The organism is Streptomyces sp. NBRC 109706, assembly GCF_000974485.1.
Lineage (GTDB): Bacteria > Actinomycetota > Actinomycetes > Streptomycetales > Streptomycetaceae > Streptomyces.
Genome location: NZ_BBOM01000006.1, coordinates 463,537 through 477,567 on the forward strand (window position 1 = coordinate 463,537; position 14,031 = coordinate 477,567).

General features: G+C 72.0%; 18 protein-coding genes. 11 read left to right on the plus strand and 7 right to left on the minus strand.

From position 1 onward, the window contains the following. Positions 1-33 precede the first annotated feature (33 nt). Positions 34-393, plus strand: a complete 360-nt coding sequence (locus AOM46_RS12325; RefSeq protein ID WP_062209786.1) for a MerR family transcriptional regulator — start codon at positions 34-36, stop codon at positions 391-393. A 10-nt stretch (positions 394-403) separates the two neighbouring features. Here the strand turns inward: AOM46_RS12325 and AOM46_RS12330 are convergent, their stop codons facing one another. Next, the gene (locus AOM46_RS12330) at positions 404-1,123 is read right to left on the minus strand and encodes a dienelactone hydrolase family protein (RefSeq protein ID WP_062209789.1); all 720 of its coding nucleotides are present in this window, start codon (positions 1,121-1,123) and stop codon (positions 404-406) included. A gap of 126 nt (positions 1,124-1,249) precedes the next feature. On the opposite strand from AOM46_RS12330, the gene AOM46_RS12335 reads away from it, so the two are divergent. Together AOM46_RS12335 and AOM46_RS12340 are read left to right on the plus strand one after the other, a co-directional pair. Beyond that, positions 1,250-1,723: a MarR family winged helix-turn-helix transcriptional regulator gene (locus AOM46_RS12335; protein WP_062209792.1), complete on the plus strand. Its 474-nt coding sequence runs from the start codon at positions 1,250-1,252 to the stop codon at positions 1,721-1,723. A gap of 119 nt (positions 1,724-1,842) precedes the next feature. Further along, a complete protein-coding gene (locus AOM46_RS12340) occupies positions 1,843-2,235 on the plus strand; it encodes a VOC family protein (RefSeq protein ID WP_062209796.1) in 393 nt (130 codons plus the stop codon). Between the two features lie 31 nt (positions 2,236-2,266). Here the strand turns inward: AOM46_RS12340 and AOM46_RS12345 are convergent, their stop codons facing one another. Then, entirely contained in the window at positions 2,267-2,560 is a 294-nt protein-coding gene (locus AOM46_RS12345; protein WP_062209798.1) for a helix-turn-helix domain-containing protein, read from the minus strand. Between the two features lie 96 nt (positions 2,561-2,656). On the opposite strand from AOM46_RS12345, the gene map reads away from it, so the two are divergent. Both map and AOM46_RS12355 read left to right on the plus strand, forming a co-directional pair. Beyond that, complete coding sequence (map, locus tag AOM46_RS12350; RefSeq protein WP_062209800.1) at positions 2,657-3,424, plus strand: type I methionyl aminopeptidase; 768 nt, start codon at positions 2,657-2,659, stop codon at positions 3,422-3,424. Positions 3,425-3,464: 40 nt separating this feature from the next. Continuing rightward, the gene (locus AOM46_RS12355) at positions 3,465-4,103 is read left to right on the plus strand and encodes a M15 family metallopeptidase (protein ID WP_234313753.1); all 639 of its coding nucleotides are present in this window, start codon (positions 3,465-3,467) and stop codon (positions 4,101-4,103) included. Between the two features lie 27 nt (positions 4,104-4,130). Here AOM46_RS12355 and AOM46_RS12360 read toward each other — a convergent pair whose 3' ends face one another. Then, the gene (locus AOM46_RS12360) at positions 4,131-5,624 is read right to left on the minus strand and encodes a PLP-dependent aminotransferase family protein (RefSeq protein WP_062209805.1); all 1,494 of its coding nucleotides are present in this window, start codon (positions 5,622-5,624) and stop codon (positions 4,131-4,133) included. A 29-nt stretch (positions 5,625-5,653) separates the two neighbouring features. On the opposite strand from AOM46_RS12360, the gene AOM46_RS12365 reads away from it, so the two are divergent. The 4 genes from AOM46_RS12365 to AOM46_RS12380 all read left to right on the plus strand — a co-directional run bounded on the left by AOM46_RS12365 (position 5,654) and on the right by AOM46_RS12380 (position 9,449). Further along, positions 5,654-6,562 carry a methyltransferase domain-containing protein gene (locus AOM46_RS12365; protein ID WP_078856742.1) on the plus strand — a complete coding sequence of 303 codons (909 nt, stop codon included), beginning with the start codon at positions 5,654-5,656 and terminating at the stop codon, positions 6,560-6,562. 72 nt (positions 6,563-6,634) lie between these two features. Continuing rightward, positions 6,635-7,816: a bifunctional glutamate N-acetyltransferase/amino-acid acetyltransferase ArgJ gene (gene argJ, locus AOM46_RS12370; protein WP_062209807.1), complete on the plus strand. Its 1,182-nt coding sequence runs from the start codon at positions 6,635-6,637 to the stop codon at positions 7,814-7,816. A 56-nt stretch (positions 7,817-7,872) separates the two neighbouring features. Then, positions 7,873-8,322: a MarR family winged helix-turn-helix transcriptional regulator gene (locus AOM46_RS12375; RefSeq protein ID WP_062209809.1), complete on the plus strand. Its 450-nt coding sequence runs from the start codon at positions 7,873-7,875 to the stop codon at positions 8,320-8,322. 149 nt (positions 8,323-8,471) lie between these two features. Then, positions 8,472-9,449, plus strand: coding sequence for a phosphotransferase family protein (locus tag AOM46_RS12380; protein WP_158920390.1), 978 nt, complete (start codon positions 8,472-8,474; stop codon positions 9,447-9,449). Here AOM46_RS12380 and AOM46_RS12385 read toward each other — a convergent pair. After that, positions 9,389-9,802, minus strand: a complete 414-nt coding sequence (locus AOM46_RS12385) for a VOC family protein (RefSeq protein WP_062209813.1) — start codon at positions 9,800-9,802, stop codon at positions 9,389-9,391. The genes AOM46_RS12380 and AOM46_RS12385 overlap by 61 nt on opposite strands. 26 nt (positions 9,803-9,828) lie before the next feature. Here AOM46_RS12385 and AOM46_RS12390 point away from each other — a divergent pair, with 26 nt between their 5' ends. Further along, positions 9,829-10,515: a helix-turn-helix transcriptional regulator gene (locus AOM46_RS12390; RefSeq protein ID WP_062210758.1), complete on the plus strand. Its 687-nt coding sequence runs from the start codon at positions 9,829-9,831 to the stop codon at positions 10,513-10,515. 22 nt (positions 10,516-10,537) lie between these two features. On the opposite strand, the gene AOM46_RS12395 is transcribed toward AOM46_RS12390, so the two are convergent. Together AOM46_RS12395 and AOM46_RS12400 are read right to left on the minus strand one after the other, a co-directional pair. After that, a complete protein-coding gene (locus tag AOM46_RS12395; RefSeq protein WP_062209818.1) occupies positions 10,538-10,933 on the minus strand; it encodes a VOC family protein in 396 nt (131 codons plus the stop codon). A gap of 199 nt (positions 10,934-11,132) precedes the next feature. After that, positions 11,133-11,588, minus strand: coding sequence for a MarR family winged helix-turn-helix transcriptional regulator (locus AOM46_RS12400; RefSeq protein ID WP_062209821.1), 456 nt, complete (start codon positions 11,586-11,588; stop codon positions 11,133-11,135). Positions 11,589-11,749: 161 nt separating this feature from the next. Here AOM46_RS12400 and AOM46_RS12405 point away from each other — a divergent pair, with 161 nt between their 5' ends. Beyond that, complete coding sequence (locus AOM46_RS12405) at positions 11,750-12,988, plus strand: MFS transporter (protein WP_062209823.1); 1,239 nt, start codon at positions 11,750-11,752, stop codon at positions 12,986-12,988. 43 nt (positions 12,989-13,031) lie between these two features. On the opposite strand, the gene AOM46_RS12410 is transcribed toward AOM46_RS12405, so the two are convergent. Further along, a complete protein-coding gene (locus AOM46_RS12410) occupies positions 13,032-13,901 on the minus strand; it encodes a GNAT family N-acetyltransferase (RefSeq protein WP_062209826.1) in 870 nt (289 codons plus the stop codon). Positions 13,902-14,031: the final 130 nt, after the last annotated feature.

A 14,031-nucleotide genomic window follows, 5' to 3' on the forward strand; every position in this document is an offset into this window, starting at 1 on the left:
ATGTGAGATTCAAGATGATGTGAGGAGCGTCACATGAAGATCGGCGAGCTGGCCGCCGCGACGGGTGCCTCCGTCCGGCTGCTGCGCTACTACGAGGAGCAGGGCCTCCTGGAGTCCCACCGCCTCGACAGCGGCCACCGCCGCTACGCCGACGGCGCGCCGGCCGTGGTCCGGCGCATTCGCGCGCTGCTGGACGCCGGCCTGCCGACCCGGGCCATCCGCGATCTGCTGCCCTGCGTTCGCCAGGACGGCACGGTCGCCGCCTGCAAGTTGGAGACCCTTCAGGAACATCTCCGGGGTCTGGACGACCGGATCTCCGCGCTGTCGGAGACCCGCACCTCGCTGGCCGGGCTCATCTCGGCCACCCGGGCCAGCGAGCCGGCGCCCGTGTAGGGCCGCCGCCTCAACGCTCGGTCAGGGTGCGGGCGAGGAGCGGCAGCAGGCGCTCCCAGTGGCGACGCAGCGCGGCGGGATCGAAGGCGTCGGTGTCGGACATGGTGAAGCCGTGGACGGTGCCCGGGTAGATCTCGGAGCTGCCGTGGACCCCGGCGGCGTCCAGGGCCTGGTTGAGTTCGCCCAGGTCCGCGGGCGTCAGATCCGTTGCGGCATGGCCGAAGTGGACCTCGGCGGCGAGGTGGCGCAGGCTCTCGAACCCGTCGGCGGCCACCGGTGCGTGGAAGGCAGCGAGGGCGGCCACCAGGTCGGGGCGCGCCACGGCGGTGCGCGTCGCCAGCAGGCCGCCGATGCAGTAGCCGGTCACCGCGACCGGCCCCGGGCCGACCTCGGGCTGGCTGGTGAGGAATGCCAGATAGGCGTCGGCGTCGCTCAGGGCGCGTTCGGCGGTGTGCGCCTCGATCAGGGGCATCAGCTGGGCGACGATCGCGGGACGGGCCTCCTCCCCGATATGCGCGGGGAGTTCGACCAGCGGCGTCGGCCCCTGGCGGTAGAAGAAGTTGGGAGCGAGCACGTAGTACCCGTGGCCGGCCAGTTCGTCGGCCATCTCCCGCAGCGCGGTCCTGATGCCGAACGCGTCCGCGTACATCAGCACCCCCGGATGCCGCTCGCCGTCGTCGGGGAAGGCGACAAGGGCATCCGCCTGACCGTTCGTGGTGGGAATCTGCACGCTCTTGGTGGAAATAGTGGATCTTCCTTCCCTGACCCCCCGAGTGAACGTTTGTCGAACTAACGTTCTCGGCGTCAGCGACCGTATATCGTTAGTCTGACTAACGCAATGACTAGGATTGGCCCCATGCCCCAGGTCGAAGCCACGGACGTGCCCGACGACGGTGGGAGCGCGACCCCCGAGGGGCTGCGGCGGCGGGTGAGCCGACAGCTGTCGCAGCTGACCGCGCGGTCGGATCGCCTGATCAACCAGGGGTTGGCCCAGGTCGACGCCCGCAAGTGGCACTACGCCGTGCTCGCCTCACTGCGGGAGTACGGGCCCGGCAGCCAGGCGACGTTGAGCCGGCGCACCGGCATCTACCGCAGCGACATGGTCGGTGTGCTCAACGAGCTGGCCGAACGCGAACTCGTCGATCGGGCGCCGGATCCCGACGACCGGCGCCGCAACATCGTCAGGATCTCCGTCCGGGGCGACCGCCATCTGCGCGTTCTCGACACCGTCCTGGACGATCTCCACGACCGACTGCTCGCGCCGCTGAGCGCGGCCGAACGCGACGAGTTCCTGCGGCTGCTCACCCGGCTGTTGGACCATCGCCCCTGACCGTTCGGCGTCTGCGCGGTCGAGGCCCGCCCGCCGAACCCGGACGCCGGCCGGCCCCGTTCCGCCACCGGGCCGCAACCCGACCGGCCCCCGACCGGCCCCGACCGAAAGGCTCCGCCATGGCCAGCAAGTTCACCGAGCTCGCGATCGACTGCGCCGACCCCCGCCGTCTCGCCCTCTTCTGGTGCTCGGTGCTCGACTACGAGGTGCTGGACGAGGAGGACGGCGGTGATGTCGTCACCATCGGCTCTCCCGCCTTCCCCGAGGGGGGCGACCGCCCCGGCCCGGTGCCGCCGGTGTTGACCTTCGCGCGCGTGCCCGAGGGCAAGGCCGTCAAGAACCGGCTGCATATCGACGTCAACCCGACCGACCGGGAGCAGGACGCGGAGGTCCGTCGCCTGCTCGACCTGGGCGCCCGCCATACCGAGGTCGGCCAGGGCGAGACGAGCTGGGTGGTTCTCGCCGACCCGGAGGGGAACGAGTTCTGCGTTCTGGCGACCCGCCGCCCCTGACCCTGACCTTGGCCCGCCGGGTCGGGTCAGGTCAGGCCGAGAGCGCCCGCTCTCCGACGCCGTCCTCCGCGCCGGAGGCGGTCTCCGGCACGCATGCGACGGACAGCTCGTCCAGCGATACGCCCAGCGCCGTGGCGAGCGCCGCCACGGTGAAGAAGGACGGGGTCGGCGCCCGCCCCGTCTCGATCTTGCGCAGGGTCTCCGCCGAGATCCCCGCCGCCGCCGCGACCTCGACCATGCTCCGGTTGCCCCGCGCTCGGCGCAGCAGCGCGCCGAACAGCTCGCCGCGTCGCCGTTCCCAGGGACTCAAGGGGGTTCGCACCATGCCTGTGATACTAATACCGGTATAAAAATTGGACCCCGGTTGTGCGGGTGAACCCCCGGCCGGATCCGGGCCGGGAGAGCGAAGGAGTGGCGGAGCATGGTGGAGATCAAGACCGACGCGGCCCTGGAGGCGATGCGGGAGGCCGGGCGTGTCGTGGGCCGGGCGCTCGCCGCCGTCCGGGCGGCAGCGGACGTCGGGGTGTCGTTGCGGGAACTCGACGTGGTGGCGCGCGATGTCCTGGCCGACCATGGCGCCGGCTCGCCCTTCCTCGGCTATCGCCCCTCCTTCGCGCCCACCCCGTTCCCCGCCGTGATCTGCGCCTCCGTCAACGACGCGGTGGTGCACGGCATCCCCACGGACTACCGGTTGCGCGACGGCGATCTGCTGAGCGTCGACTGCGGCGCCGAGCTGGACGGATGGACGGGCGACGCCGCCATCAGCCTCACCGTCGGCACCCCGAGGCCCGCCGATGTGGAGCTGATCGACGCCACCCAGCGGGCATTGGACGCCGGCATCGCGGCGGCGACCGTCGGCGCCCGGATGGGCGATATCTCGCATGCGATCGACACCGTCGCCCGGTCCGTCGACTGTGGGATGCCGCCCGATTTCGGTGGCCATGGCATCGGCCGGCGCATGCACGAGGATCCGCCCGTCCCCAACCGAGGCCGCCCCGGCCGGGGTTTCCCCCTGCGGCACGGTCTGGTGCTCGCCATCGAACCCATGCTGATGGCCGGCGGTCGCGACCGGTACCGCACCGGAACGGACGGCTGGACCCTCTTCACCACGGACGGCAGCCGAGCGGCCCATATCGAACACACCGTCGCCATCACCGAAGACGGCCCCCGGGTGCTGACCCTGCCCTGAGCCCGATGGCCGGAACCGAGGAGCGTCCATGGTTGTGCTGATGTCCGATCCGAGCGTCGCGGCCATTCCCGTCCGCGAGTGCGGCGAAGCGCTGGCGGAGGTGCGGGCGGACGGTCCGTTGCTGCTCGACGAGCGGAAGCGTCGGGATTCGGACGGCGCCTTCGTCCACCTCAGGGAGGGCGTGCTCGACCGGCTGATCGCCGCTCAGGCGGCACTGCCGGAGGGCCGGCGGTTGCTCTTCATCGAGGGGTATCACCCTCCTGAACTGCAACGACGCTATTTCGACCACTACTGCGCACGGCTGCGGGCCGAGCACCCCGCCTGGTCGAAGGAGGCGCTGCGCTCGGCCGCCAGCCGCTATGTCTCGCCTCCCGAGATCGCACCGCACTGCGCCGGCGCCGCCCTCGATGTGACGCTCGCCGATCGACACGGCCACGAACTCGACCTCGGTACCCGGGTCAACGCGACCCCCGAGGAGAGCGAAGGCGGCTGCTACACGGCGGCGCCGAACATACCGCCGGCGGCCCGCTCGCTCCGCGACTGCCTCGGCGCCGCGCTGACCGGCGCCGGCCTGGTCAACTATCCGACGGAGTGGTGGCACTGGTCATACGGGGACCGTTACTGGGCCCTGATGACCGGCGCGCCGGCGGCCCGCTATGGCCCGGTCGAGCCCGGCTGAACCAGCCGATGGGGCTGGACAAACGGCTCAGCGGAGTTGGCGCAGGGCCGAGGCGATGGCCGCGACCCCCTCCTCGATCGCGTGGGGTGTGCTGGCGGCATAGCCGAGCACCAGGCCGGGGCGGCCCGGGCGCTGGCGGTGCCAGGACAGCGGTTGGGCGCGGACCCCGCGTGCCAGCGCCAGTTCGGCCAGCGCCGTGTCGTCGATGCCGGGCCGCAGGGTGACCGTCAGATGCAGTCCGGCCGCCGCTCCGTGCACCATCGCCTCGGGGAGGTGCGCGGCCAGCGCGGCGATCATCGCGTCCCGGCGGCGCCGGTGGCGCTGGCGCACCAGCCGCAGATGCCGTTCCAACTCGCCGGACGCCATCAGCCGGGCGAGCGTCAGCTGGGGCAGCACGGCGTTGCCGAGGTCGGCGTACCGTTTCGCCTCGACCAGAGCCTCGTGGTAGCGGGGCGGCGCCACGACCCAGCCGATGCGCATCCCCGGCGAGAGGATCTTGGAGATGCTGCCCGCGTAGCAGACGTGTTCGGGGAGCATCGACCGCAGTGCCGCGACCGGCGGCCGGTCGTAGCGGTGCTCGGCGTCGTAGTCGTCCTCGATGACCAGGCCGTCGCGCCGCCGGGCCCAGGCGGTCAGCTCCCGGCGGCGTTCGCCGGAGAGGACCACGCCGGTGGGGAACTGGTGGGCCGGGGTCAGCAGCACGGCGCCGGCCCCGCTCTCCGCCAACTCCGCCACCCGCAGCCCCTCCTCGTCCACCGCGACCGGCGGCGTCGTCAGGCCACGGTGCCGCAGATGCTGTCGGGCGCCGAGCGAACTCGGCTCCTCCACCGCGACGCTTGCGACCCCGGACAGGTAGAGCAACTGGCCCAGGAGGGACAGTGTCTGGGCGGTGCCGGCGACGATCAGCACCTCGTCCGGGGCGACGGCGATGCCCCGGTTACGGGCCAGCCAGGTGGCGACGGCGGCGCGCAGGGCCGGTGTGCCGCGCGGATCCCCATAGCCGAGATCGGCCGCGGACAACCGGGAGAGCAGGGCGCGTTCGGTGCGGAGCCAGGCGGCCCGGGGGAACGCGGCCAGATCGGGGAGGCCGGGCGACAGATCGATCCTGGCGGGCGCGGCGCGCAGCGCGTCAAACGAGGCGTGATCAGGGACCCCGTCGAACGGGTTCGCGGTCGTGGGCGGGCCGGGAGCGGTGGGCGCGTCAACGGTCGCCGCCGGGGCGGGGACGGCGACAACGACCGTTCCGTTTCGTCGATGACCGGCCGCATGGCCTTCTTCGATCAGTCGGCGATAAGCCTCGGTCACCACGCCCCGGGACACCCGCAGTTCACCGGCGAGCGCCCGGGTGGCCGGCAGCCTGCTGCCCACGGGGAGCCGCCCCTCGGCCATGGCCCGTCGCAGCTGCCCGGCCAGCCAGCGGGAGCGTCCTCCGGCGGGTGCCTCGGCGATGTCCAACTGGAGGAAGTCGGAGCCGCGCGGCTCTTTGGACCAGGAGACTCCATGCTCTTTGGACCTTTCCATGAGGCCATAGTGCCCGGCAGGCTGAGGCCATGAACGGCATCTCCTCCTCTCCGCAGCCGGCCGCACCGGCTCCCTCGCCCGCTCGGGATTCGCAGGAATCCTCCGCTGCGGGCGTCGACTACATCCACGGATACTCCGAGCGCGAGGCCACCCGGCTCGGTGACCAGGCCAATGTGCTCGCCCCGCTGTTGCACGAGGGGACCGCCTATCCGGCGGGCAGCCGGGTGCTGGAGGTCGGCTGCGGCGTCGGCGCCCAGACGGTTCATCTGCTCGACTCCAGCCCCGGGGCGCGGATCGTCTCCGTCGATCGTTCGCGGGAGTCGCTTGCGCTCGCCCGGGCCAATGTCGCCGCTCACGCGCCGGAGGCCCGGGTGGAGTGGTGCCATGGCGATCTGTTCGATCTGCCCTTCGCCGAGGGGGAGTTCGACCACCTCTTTATCTGCTTTGTCCTGGAGCATCTGGGCGATCCGGTGGCCGCCCTGCGGCGGCTGCGGCCGCTGGTCCGGCCGGGCGGCACCATCACCGTGATCGAGGGGGACCATGGCTCGGCCCTCTTCCACCCGGACAGCGCGCTCGCCCGGGCGGCGATCGACTGCCACACCCGGCTCCAGGCCGCCGCCGGCGGAAACGCGAAGCTCGGCCGCCAGCTCCAGCCGCTGCTCGCCGAGGCCGGATACGCGGACGTCACGGTGCGGCCGCGCACCGTCTACGCCGACCGCACCCGGCCGGAGATGGTGCGAGGGTTCACCAGGGACACGTTTATCCCGGTGATCGCCTCGGTGCGCGAACAGGCGTTGGACGCCGGGCTCGCCACCGCCAAGGACTTCGACCGTGGCATCGCGGATCTGCGGCGGACCGCGGTGGACGACGGGGTCTTCCACTACACGTTCTTCAAGGCCGTGGCCCACCGCCCCACCGGGGACGGGGCCGCCGGGTGACGGGCGCCGTCGGCCGGTCCGCGCGCCCATAAGGACTGGACGAACCGCCCGGTGCATGGAAATCTATGTGGCATGGCGAATATTGATGCAGCAGGGGGCGCGGTGGAGTGGCCCCAGGGCTTTACCGCCCATGCCGGGCACGGCGGGGTGCGGGAGACCGGCGACGATGTCTCCATCGTGGCCTCGGACCGCCCCACGGTCAGCGCCGCGGTCTTCACCCAGAGCCGCTTCGCCGGCCCGTCCGTGCTGCTCAGCCGCAGCCATGCCGGAGGCCAACGGTTCCGCGCCGTGGTCACCGTGGCGGGGAACTCCAATGTCGCCACCGGCCCCCAGGGCGAACGGAACTCCGCCGAGATCGTCGCCCTGGTGGCCGGGATGCTGGACATCCCCGAGGACGAGGTGCTGATCAGCTCCACCGGGGTGATCGGTCGCCAGCTGCCCATGGCGCCGCTGCGCGCCCATCTGGGCGCCGAGCAGGCGTTCCACGCCGGCCCGGTGGAGGTGGCCGGCGCCATGATGACCACCGACACCCACCCCAAGCTGAGCACCCGCAGGGTGGGCGGCGCCCGCATCCTCGGCGTGGCCAAGGGTGTGGGCATGGTGGAGCCCAACATGGCGACGATGCTCGCCTACCTCTTCACCGACGCCGCCGTGCCCCCGGCCGCGCTGGACGCCGCGCTGCGCGACGCGGTGGACCGCACCTTCAACTGCCTGAGCGTGGACACCGACACCTCCACCTCGGACACCGTCGCGGTCCTGGCGAACGGCGCCGCCGGAGAGGTGGACGCGGCGGAGTTCGCCGCCGCCCTCCACGAGGTCTGTCTGGAGCTGACCGAGCAGCTGGCCAGGGACGGCGAGGGTGCGACCAAGCTGCTGCGCGTCCGGGTCACCGAGGCGGCAAGCCCCGCGCAGGCCAAGCGCATCGCCAAGAGCGTGCTGAACTCCCCCCTGGTCAAGACGGCGGTGCACGGCGCCGACCCCAACTGGGGCCGCGTGGTGATGGCCGTCGGCAAGAACACCGAGCATCCAGAGGACCTGGCTATCACTCCGGAAGGGGTGACCGTCCGCTTCGGCGCCATGGAGGTCTATCCCAGCGAGACGGACGAGGGGCAGCTGGCCAAGCTGGTGGAGATCATGCGCCAGGATGAGGTGGAGATCGGCGTCACCCTGGGCCTCGGCGATGCCAGCGCCACCGTCTTCGGCTGCGATCTCTCCGACGGCTATGTCCGCATCAACGCCGACTACACCACGTAGCCGCACTGCCCTGCGGATCGATCTCCTGGGCGGTGCACGGTTGTTAGGGTCCTCCTATGACGACGGCCGCCGACGATCGGGTGCCGGCCAGGCTGCGGGCGATGCCCAGCTGGCTGCTCACCCACACCGCGACCCATGCGTCCAGATTGGTGAGCGAGTCCTTCGCGACGATCGGCGCCCGGCGCTACCACTACGCCCTGCTCGCCGCGCTGGACGAGTTCGGTCCGCTCAGTCAGGCCGCGCTGGGGCGTCACTGTGGCATCGACCGGAGCGATGTGGTGGCCGCCGTCAACGAGTTGGCCGCCGACGGCCTGGTGCTGCGCCGTCAGGACTCGGCGGACCGCCGGCGCAATGTGATCACCCTGACCCCCATGGGTCGGAACCAGCTGGCCAGCGGTGACCGGGTGCTCGCGGAGGCGCAGGAGAAGCTGTTGGGGCCGCTCTCCGCGACCGAACGCGCCGAACTGACCCGGCTGCTGGCCCGCCTCTTCGACCACCACGCCTGACGCGCGGGCCCGGGGGACCGGGGACCGGGCTCAATGATTCACGTGAAACATCGCCCCGATGTTTCACGTGAATCATTCCCGGGCGCCCGGCCGCGTCGCCGTGGAAAACGGTTCGCCCCGCTACCTGGGCGGCGCCTACCGTGCCGACGATGAAGAAGCCGGAACTCCCCGTCCAGACAAAGCTGTTCGAGCAGGTCGGACGAGACGCGCTGCTGGCGGTCGCCCGTCGTCATGGAGTCGCCCCCGATGAGGTGCGTCCGGCGGCGTTCCAGGGGGCGGCCGGCTGGGTCTGTCTGCTGGGCGAGCAACTGGTGCTCAAGGTCGCCCGGCCCGGCGGGGATTTCGCCGATGACCTGCGGAAGGAAGCCCTGGTGGTGCCGTTCGCGGTGCAACAGGGTGTGCGCACGCCCGAGATGATTGCCTGCGGCGAGTTGGACGGGCCCGTGCCTCTCCCCTATCTCGTGCTGCGGCGGGCCGCCGGCCGCGCCGTGGGGGCGAACGGTGACGACCCCGGCGATCCGGGGGAGCTGGCCTGCCGGGAGTTGGGGCGCGAGCTGGCCGTGCTGCATGCCGCCCGGATACCGCCGGACGTTCGGGAGGGGGTGCCCGTCGACCGGCCGGCCGATCCCCGTCGGATGGTCGATCGGCTGGCCCGCCAGGGCTACCTCAGTGGTTCGTTGGCCGACTGGCTCGGCGGCTGGTTGGCCCGGCTGGCCGAGGAGGCGCCTCCGGGTCCCGAGGCGACCCTGATCCATGGCGATATCGCCGCCAACAACCTGCTGCTCGATGCCCAGGGCTCGTTGACCGCGCTGCTGGACTGGGGCGATGCCGCCTGGGCCGATCCGGCGATGGAGTTCGCCAAGGTGCCGCCACGGCTGCTGCCGGCGGTCCTCACCGGATATCTGGGCGACCCGGACGCGATAGCCGAGGTCGGCCGCTCCTGGGCGGCCCGAGCGCTCTGGCACCATCTGGGCTGGGCGGTGCCCAGGCTGACGAGCCCGCCCGATCCTGCGGCTGGGCACTGGAGTGCCCAGCCCGCCAACCGGCTGCTGGAGCTGCTGCGTTGCTATGCCGACGGGCTGCCCGCGCCGTGGGCTGGCTGGATGAGATCCCAGCGGTTGCCATAGCGATCGACGAACACCACCACCCGGCCATAGCGTTCCGACCGAGGTGGCTCCTCGATGGTGACGCCGGCCTTGATCAGCCGGCTCAGCTCGGCGTCGAAGTCATCGGTGTGGAGGAAGAAGCCGACCCGACCGCCGGTCTGGTCGCCCATTCGCGAGCGTTGCCGCTCACCCACTGCCCGGGCCAGGAGCAGACCGGTCTCGGCCGACCGGCTCGGCGCGATCACCACCCACCGTTTTCCGTCCGGGGCCAGCAGGGTGTCCTCGCGTAGAACGAAGCCCAGCGTCCCGGTGTAGTAGGCGATGGCTTCGTCGTACTCCGGTACGACCAGGGTGACCAGTCCCAGATGGCGCATGAGCCGAGCCTGCCATGCTGGCGGACATGTACACGGAGTGGCCCGCCGGGCGGGTGCCGGGCGCGGTGGTGTGGCGCAGTGTCGCCGGCCCCGAGACGGACTCGGGGCTGGTGCTGCCCGACGGGTCGATGGATCTGATCCTCACCGGTGGCCGGCTTCTGGTGGCCGGCCCCGACACCAGGGCCCATGTCTCGGTGAAGCCGGCCGGCACGGTCCATGTCGGGCTGCGCTTCGCCCCGGGGCAGGGGCCCCAGGTGTTGGGCGAGGCCGCCCATCTGCTGGTCGACGAACGGGTCCCGTTGGCGGACCTGTGGCCCGGCCGGCTGGTGCGCGAGCTGACGGATCGGGTGTCCCTGGCCGATGCCCCGGGCGAGTTTCTGCAGACGATCGCCGCGCGGCGGCTAAGGGACGCGGCCCCCGCCGAACCCTGGCGTTCGGCCGCCGTGGCCGCCCTGGGCCGGGGCCGCACGGTCGCCGAGACGGCCAGGGGACTGGGCTTCAGCGAGCGGCAGTTGCGCCGCCGCAGCCTGGTGGCCTTCGGCTATGGGCCCAAGACCCTGGCCCGGGTGCTGCGGATGCAGCGGGCTCTCGCCCAGGCGAGGACCGGGATGGCGCTGGCCATGGTGGCCGCCCGTGCCGGCTATGCGGACCAGGCCCATCTGTCCCGCGAGGTCAGGGAGCTGGCCGGCGTACCGATCACCCGGCTGCTGTAGTCGCGGCGGCGCCGGGACCGGCTCAGTTCTGCCAGGCGAAGAGGTCGACCGTGTTGCCGTCGGGATCGCGCACCACGGCATAGCGCTGGCCCCAGAACGCGTCCCAGGGCTCCTTCTCGCCCGGGTGGCCGGCGGCGACGAGTTCGGCATAGAGCGCGTCCACTTCGGCCGGGGTGTCGCAGAGAAAGGCCAGCGCCATCCGCTGGCCGTCGGGGGCGGGCGGTTGCCAGTTGGGGAAAGTGGTGCGCGCGACCTCCATGGTGTCCCAGGCGATGCGGATACCGCCGGGGAGGGTGATCTCCACATGGGGTTGCTCGGCCGCCTCCTCGGGGAGGTCGAGGCCGAGGCGGCGGTAGAACGCAAGGGAGGCCGGCAGATCGTCTGTGACCAGGCCAATCATGTTCAGACGTGGTGTCATGACGTCACCCTAGGAAGCCCGACGGGCCAGGGTCTTGAACGAATCGGCCATGGCGGGAACGCTCGCCCGACGCCACCCCGGACGGCGCGCGGTGTCGGCGGACCGCAGAAGTTATCCACAGGATGCGGCAGGTTGTCCACAGCCGCCGAAATCTGTGGATAACTCGGCGAAAGCTGTGGACGGCGACGCCGCCGGCCCGTCAGAGGGCGCGGACCGCGGTCACCAGGGGGGCCAGTTCGGGGCGTTCCTCGGCCAGCGTCAGGGCCTCGGCGAGGGCCGCGTCATGGGACGGACGAGCCTGTTCGAGCAGCTTCCGGCCGGCGGGGGTTACCTCGGTGTAGATGCCCCGGCGGTCGGTCGGGCACAGATAGCGGGTGAGCAGGCCGCGCTCCTCCAGGCGGTTGACCAGCCGGGTTGTCGCGCTCTGGCTGAGCACAACCGCGTCGGCCAACGCGGTCATACGGAAGTGGCCGCCCTCCCCCTCGTGCTGTCCGCTCAACACGTCGAGCACGGAGAACTCCCGGACGCTCAGCGCGTGTGCCTCCTGGAGGGCCCGTTCGATATGGGCCTCGATGCGGTCGTGCAGTGCGGAGAGCGCGCACCAGCCCTGGGCGAGCCTCGGGCGTTCCGGGGATGTGTCGCCCGCTGTCGGCATGGCGGCCTCCTCGCTGACGGGACCGTTGGTGTGACCAGCCTAACCCAGTCCGCAATAGTCGGCGTGTGCAACTATGACGTATAGATTTATAGAGCGTCTGCAACTATTGCTGACGCGGATAGAAGCTATACGCATGGTTACGCGGACAAAGGAGATCACTGATGCCTCTCGCGCTGTTGGCGCTGGCCATGGGGGCTTTCGGCATCGGCACCACGGAGTTCGCGGTGACCGGGCTGCTGCCGGAGATCGCCGCCGAGTACGACGTTTCGGTCTCCACGGCGGGCTTCACCGCGACCGGTTACGCCCTGGGGGTGCTGGTCGGAGCGCCGGTCACCGCCATCGCCGGGGCGCGGGTGTCCAGGAAACGGATGCTGGCGTGGATGATGGTGCTCTTCGTGGTGGGCAACGTCCTGACGGCGCTGGCGCCCGGCTTCGCCGTGGTGCTGGTCGGCCGGGTGGTCGCCTCGCTGGCGCACGGCGCCTTCTTCGGCATCGGATCCGTGGTGGCGGCCAGCCTGGTCGCCCCGCACCGCCGGGCGACCGCCATCGCCCTGATGTTCACCGGGCTGACCCTCGCCAATGTGGTGGGCGTCCCGGCGGCCACGCTGCTCGGGCAGCGGGCCGGTTGGCGGCTGAGCTTCGCGGCGATCGCGCTGCTCGGCGTGGTGGCGCTGGTGGGCGTGCTCACACTGGTCCCCAGGGGGGCGGGCGACGCCGGTGCCGGCGCCGGGAGCGGCGGTGTCCGACGGGAGCTGGCCGCGCTGCGCGACCGGCAGGTGCTGCTCGCCATGGCGATGACCGTGCTCGGCTTCGGCGGGGTCTTCGCCGCGATCACCTATGTGGCCCCGATGATGACCGAGGCCGCCGGCTACCCGGAGGGCGCGGTCACCTGGCTGCTGATGCTGTTCGGGCTCGGCCTGGTCGTCGGGAACCTGGTCGGAGGCAGGTTCGCCGACCGGGCGCTGATGCCGCTGCTGCTGGTCTCACTCGCCGGGCTGACCATCGCCCTGGCGCTGTTCACGCTGACCGCGCACCACCAACTCGCCGCCCCCCTCACCCTGGTGCTCATCGGCCTCTTCGGGTTCGCGACCGTGCCGCCGCTGCAGAAGCGGATACTCGACCGGGCGGCGGATGCCCCCACGCTGGCCTCGGCGGTCAATATCGGGGCGTTCAACCTGGGCAACGCGTTGGCCGCCTGGCTGGGCGGGCTGGTCCTGGCGGCCGGCGCCGGACCCACCTGGCCCAGCATGGTGGGCGCGGCGATGGCGGTGAGCGCGCTCCTGCTGGCCGCGCTCGCCACCCGCTGGGACCGCGCGGAGCGGGAAACGGGGCCGGCGCCCGCCGAGCGGCGCGCGCCCGGTGACGCGCTGAGCGGGGCGGGGACGAACGGCCCGCGCTGAACGGACGGGCGCCGCACCGCCCCCCAGCGGATGGCGTGCCCGCTCAGCCGTGGGCCATGGAGTAGGGGGCGAAGCGTCGGGTCGGGTCGCCCGGCGCTTCCGGGGCGCCCAGCACCATCAGGGTGGTACGGCCGGCGGGCGCCAGGCCGTGCTCCCGCGCCCAGGAAAGCAGTTCGGGGTGCTCGTCCGCCACGTCGAGTCGGGCCGGGGTCGCGGTGCCGGTGGCCAGCCGGGCGATCAGCGCCCTGGCGACGGCCGGATCGTCGGCGAGCACCGGGCCGACGGAGGTGGTGGTCACATTCGGCCAGGTCGCGCCGAAGCCGGTCAGCCGCCCGTCCGGCGCCCGCGCGACCAGGATGCGGTTGGCGAACGAGGCGAGCCTGGTGAGCAGTTCCGTCCGGTCGGCGCCGAACGCCGGCAGGTCGTAGGCAAGGATCTCCGGCATGTCGGCGGCCGTCGCCGGCCGGACGCCGGCCCCCGCCTCCGGGTCACCGGCGTCGCCGGCGAAAGTCCCGGTCAGGGTGGTGATGCCGCCCAGGGCCTTGAAGCCGAGCCGTTCGTACATCGGCCGTCCGTTGTCGGTGGCGGTGAGCAGCAGCGGTACGCCCTCGGCCCCGGCGATCAGATGGCGCATCAGGCGCAGCCCGATGCCCCGGCGCTCCCAGCGGCTGGCCACCAGCATCATCCCGACGGCGTGCCACTGGTCCCCGTAGGAGGTGCGGATCACGGTCGCCACCAGTCCGCCGACCGGATCGTCGGGCGGCGCGTCGATGCCGTACCCCTGCCCGGCGGAGAGCAACAGCCGCCACTTGTGCTCCTCGCGCCCCCAGGAGCGGTCGTCCGACAGGTCGAGGCAGGCGCTCAGATCGGCCAGTGCGAGCCGGCGGATCGGCAGGTCGTCAGCGGAGGTCACCGGCTCAGAGTGGACGAGTCCCGAGAGGGTTGGCGACCGGTTTTCCCGATGCTCCCGCCGCGCCCGACGGCATGTGCCGGGCGCTGACGGCGCTCGCGCCGGGAGCGCGATCGGCGCGGGCGCCCCCGTC

Coding starts and splice junctions, on each gene's coding strand:
- AOM46_RS12335 (WP_062209792.1), top strand. CDS start 1,250: ATGCCCCAGGTCGAAGCCACGGACGTGCCCGACGACGGTGGGAGCGCG.
- AOM46_RS12365 (WP_078856742.1), top strand. CDS start 5,654: ATGAACGGCATCTCCTCCTCTCCGCAGCCGGCCGCACCGGCTCCCTCG.
- AOM46_RS12385 (WP_062209813.1), bottom strand. CDS start 9,802: ATGCGCCATCTGGGACTGGTCACCCTGGTCGTACCGGAGTACGACGAA.
- AOM46_RS12395 (WP_062209818.1), bottom strand. CDS start 10,933: ATGACACCACGTCTGAACATGATTGGCCTGGTCACAGACGATCTGCCG.
- AOM46_RS12400 (WP_062209821.1), bottom strand. CDS start 11,588: ATGCCGACAGCGGGCGACACATCCCCGGAACGCCCGAGGCTCGCCCAG.
- argJ (WP_062209807.1), top strand. CDS start 6,635: ATGGCGAATATTGATGCAGCAGGGGGCGCGGTGGAGTGGCCCCAGGGC.
- AOM46_RS12380 (WP_158920390.1), top strand. CDS start 8,472: ATGAAGAAGCCGGAACTCCCCGTCCAGACAAAGCTGTTCGAGCAGGTC.
- AOM46_RS12360 (WP_062209805.1), bottom strand. CDS start 5,624: ATGGAAAGGTCCAAAGAGCATGGAGTCTCCTGGTCCAAAGAGCCGCGC.
- AOM46_RS12390 (WP_062210758.1), top strand. CDS start 9,829: ATGTACACGGAGTGGCCCGCCGGGCGGGTGCCGGGCGCGGTGGTGTGG.
- AOM46_RS12340 (WP_062209796.1), top strand. CDS start 1,843: ATGGCCAGCAAGTTCACCGAGCTCGCGATCGACTGCGCCGACCCCCGC.
- AOM46_RS12345 (WP_062209798.1), bottom strand. CDS start 2,560: ATGGTGCGAACCCCCTTGAGTCCCTGGGAACGGCGACGCGGCGAGCTG.
- AOM46_RS12355 (WP_234313753.1), top strand. CDS start 3,465: ATGTCCGATCCGAGCGTCGCGGCCATTCCCGTCCGCGAGTGCGGCGAA.
- map (WP_062209800.1), top strand. CDS start 2,657: ATGGTGGAGATCAAGACCGACGCGGCCCTGGAGGCGATGCGGGAGGCC.
- AOM46_RS12325 (WP_062209786.1), top strand. CDS start 34: ATGAAGATCGGCGAGCTGGCCGCCGCGACGGGTGCCTCCGTCCGGCTG.
- AOM46_RS12375 (WP_062209809.1), top strand. CDS start 7,873: ATGACGACGGCCGCCGACGATCGGGTGCCGGCCAGGCTGCGGGCGATG.
- AOM46_RS12405 (WP_062209823.1), top strand. CDS start 11,750: ATGCCTCTCGCGCTGTTGGCGCTGGCCATGGGGGCTTTCGGCATCGGC.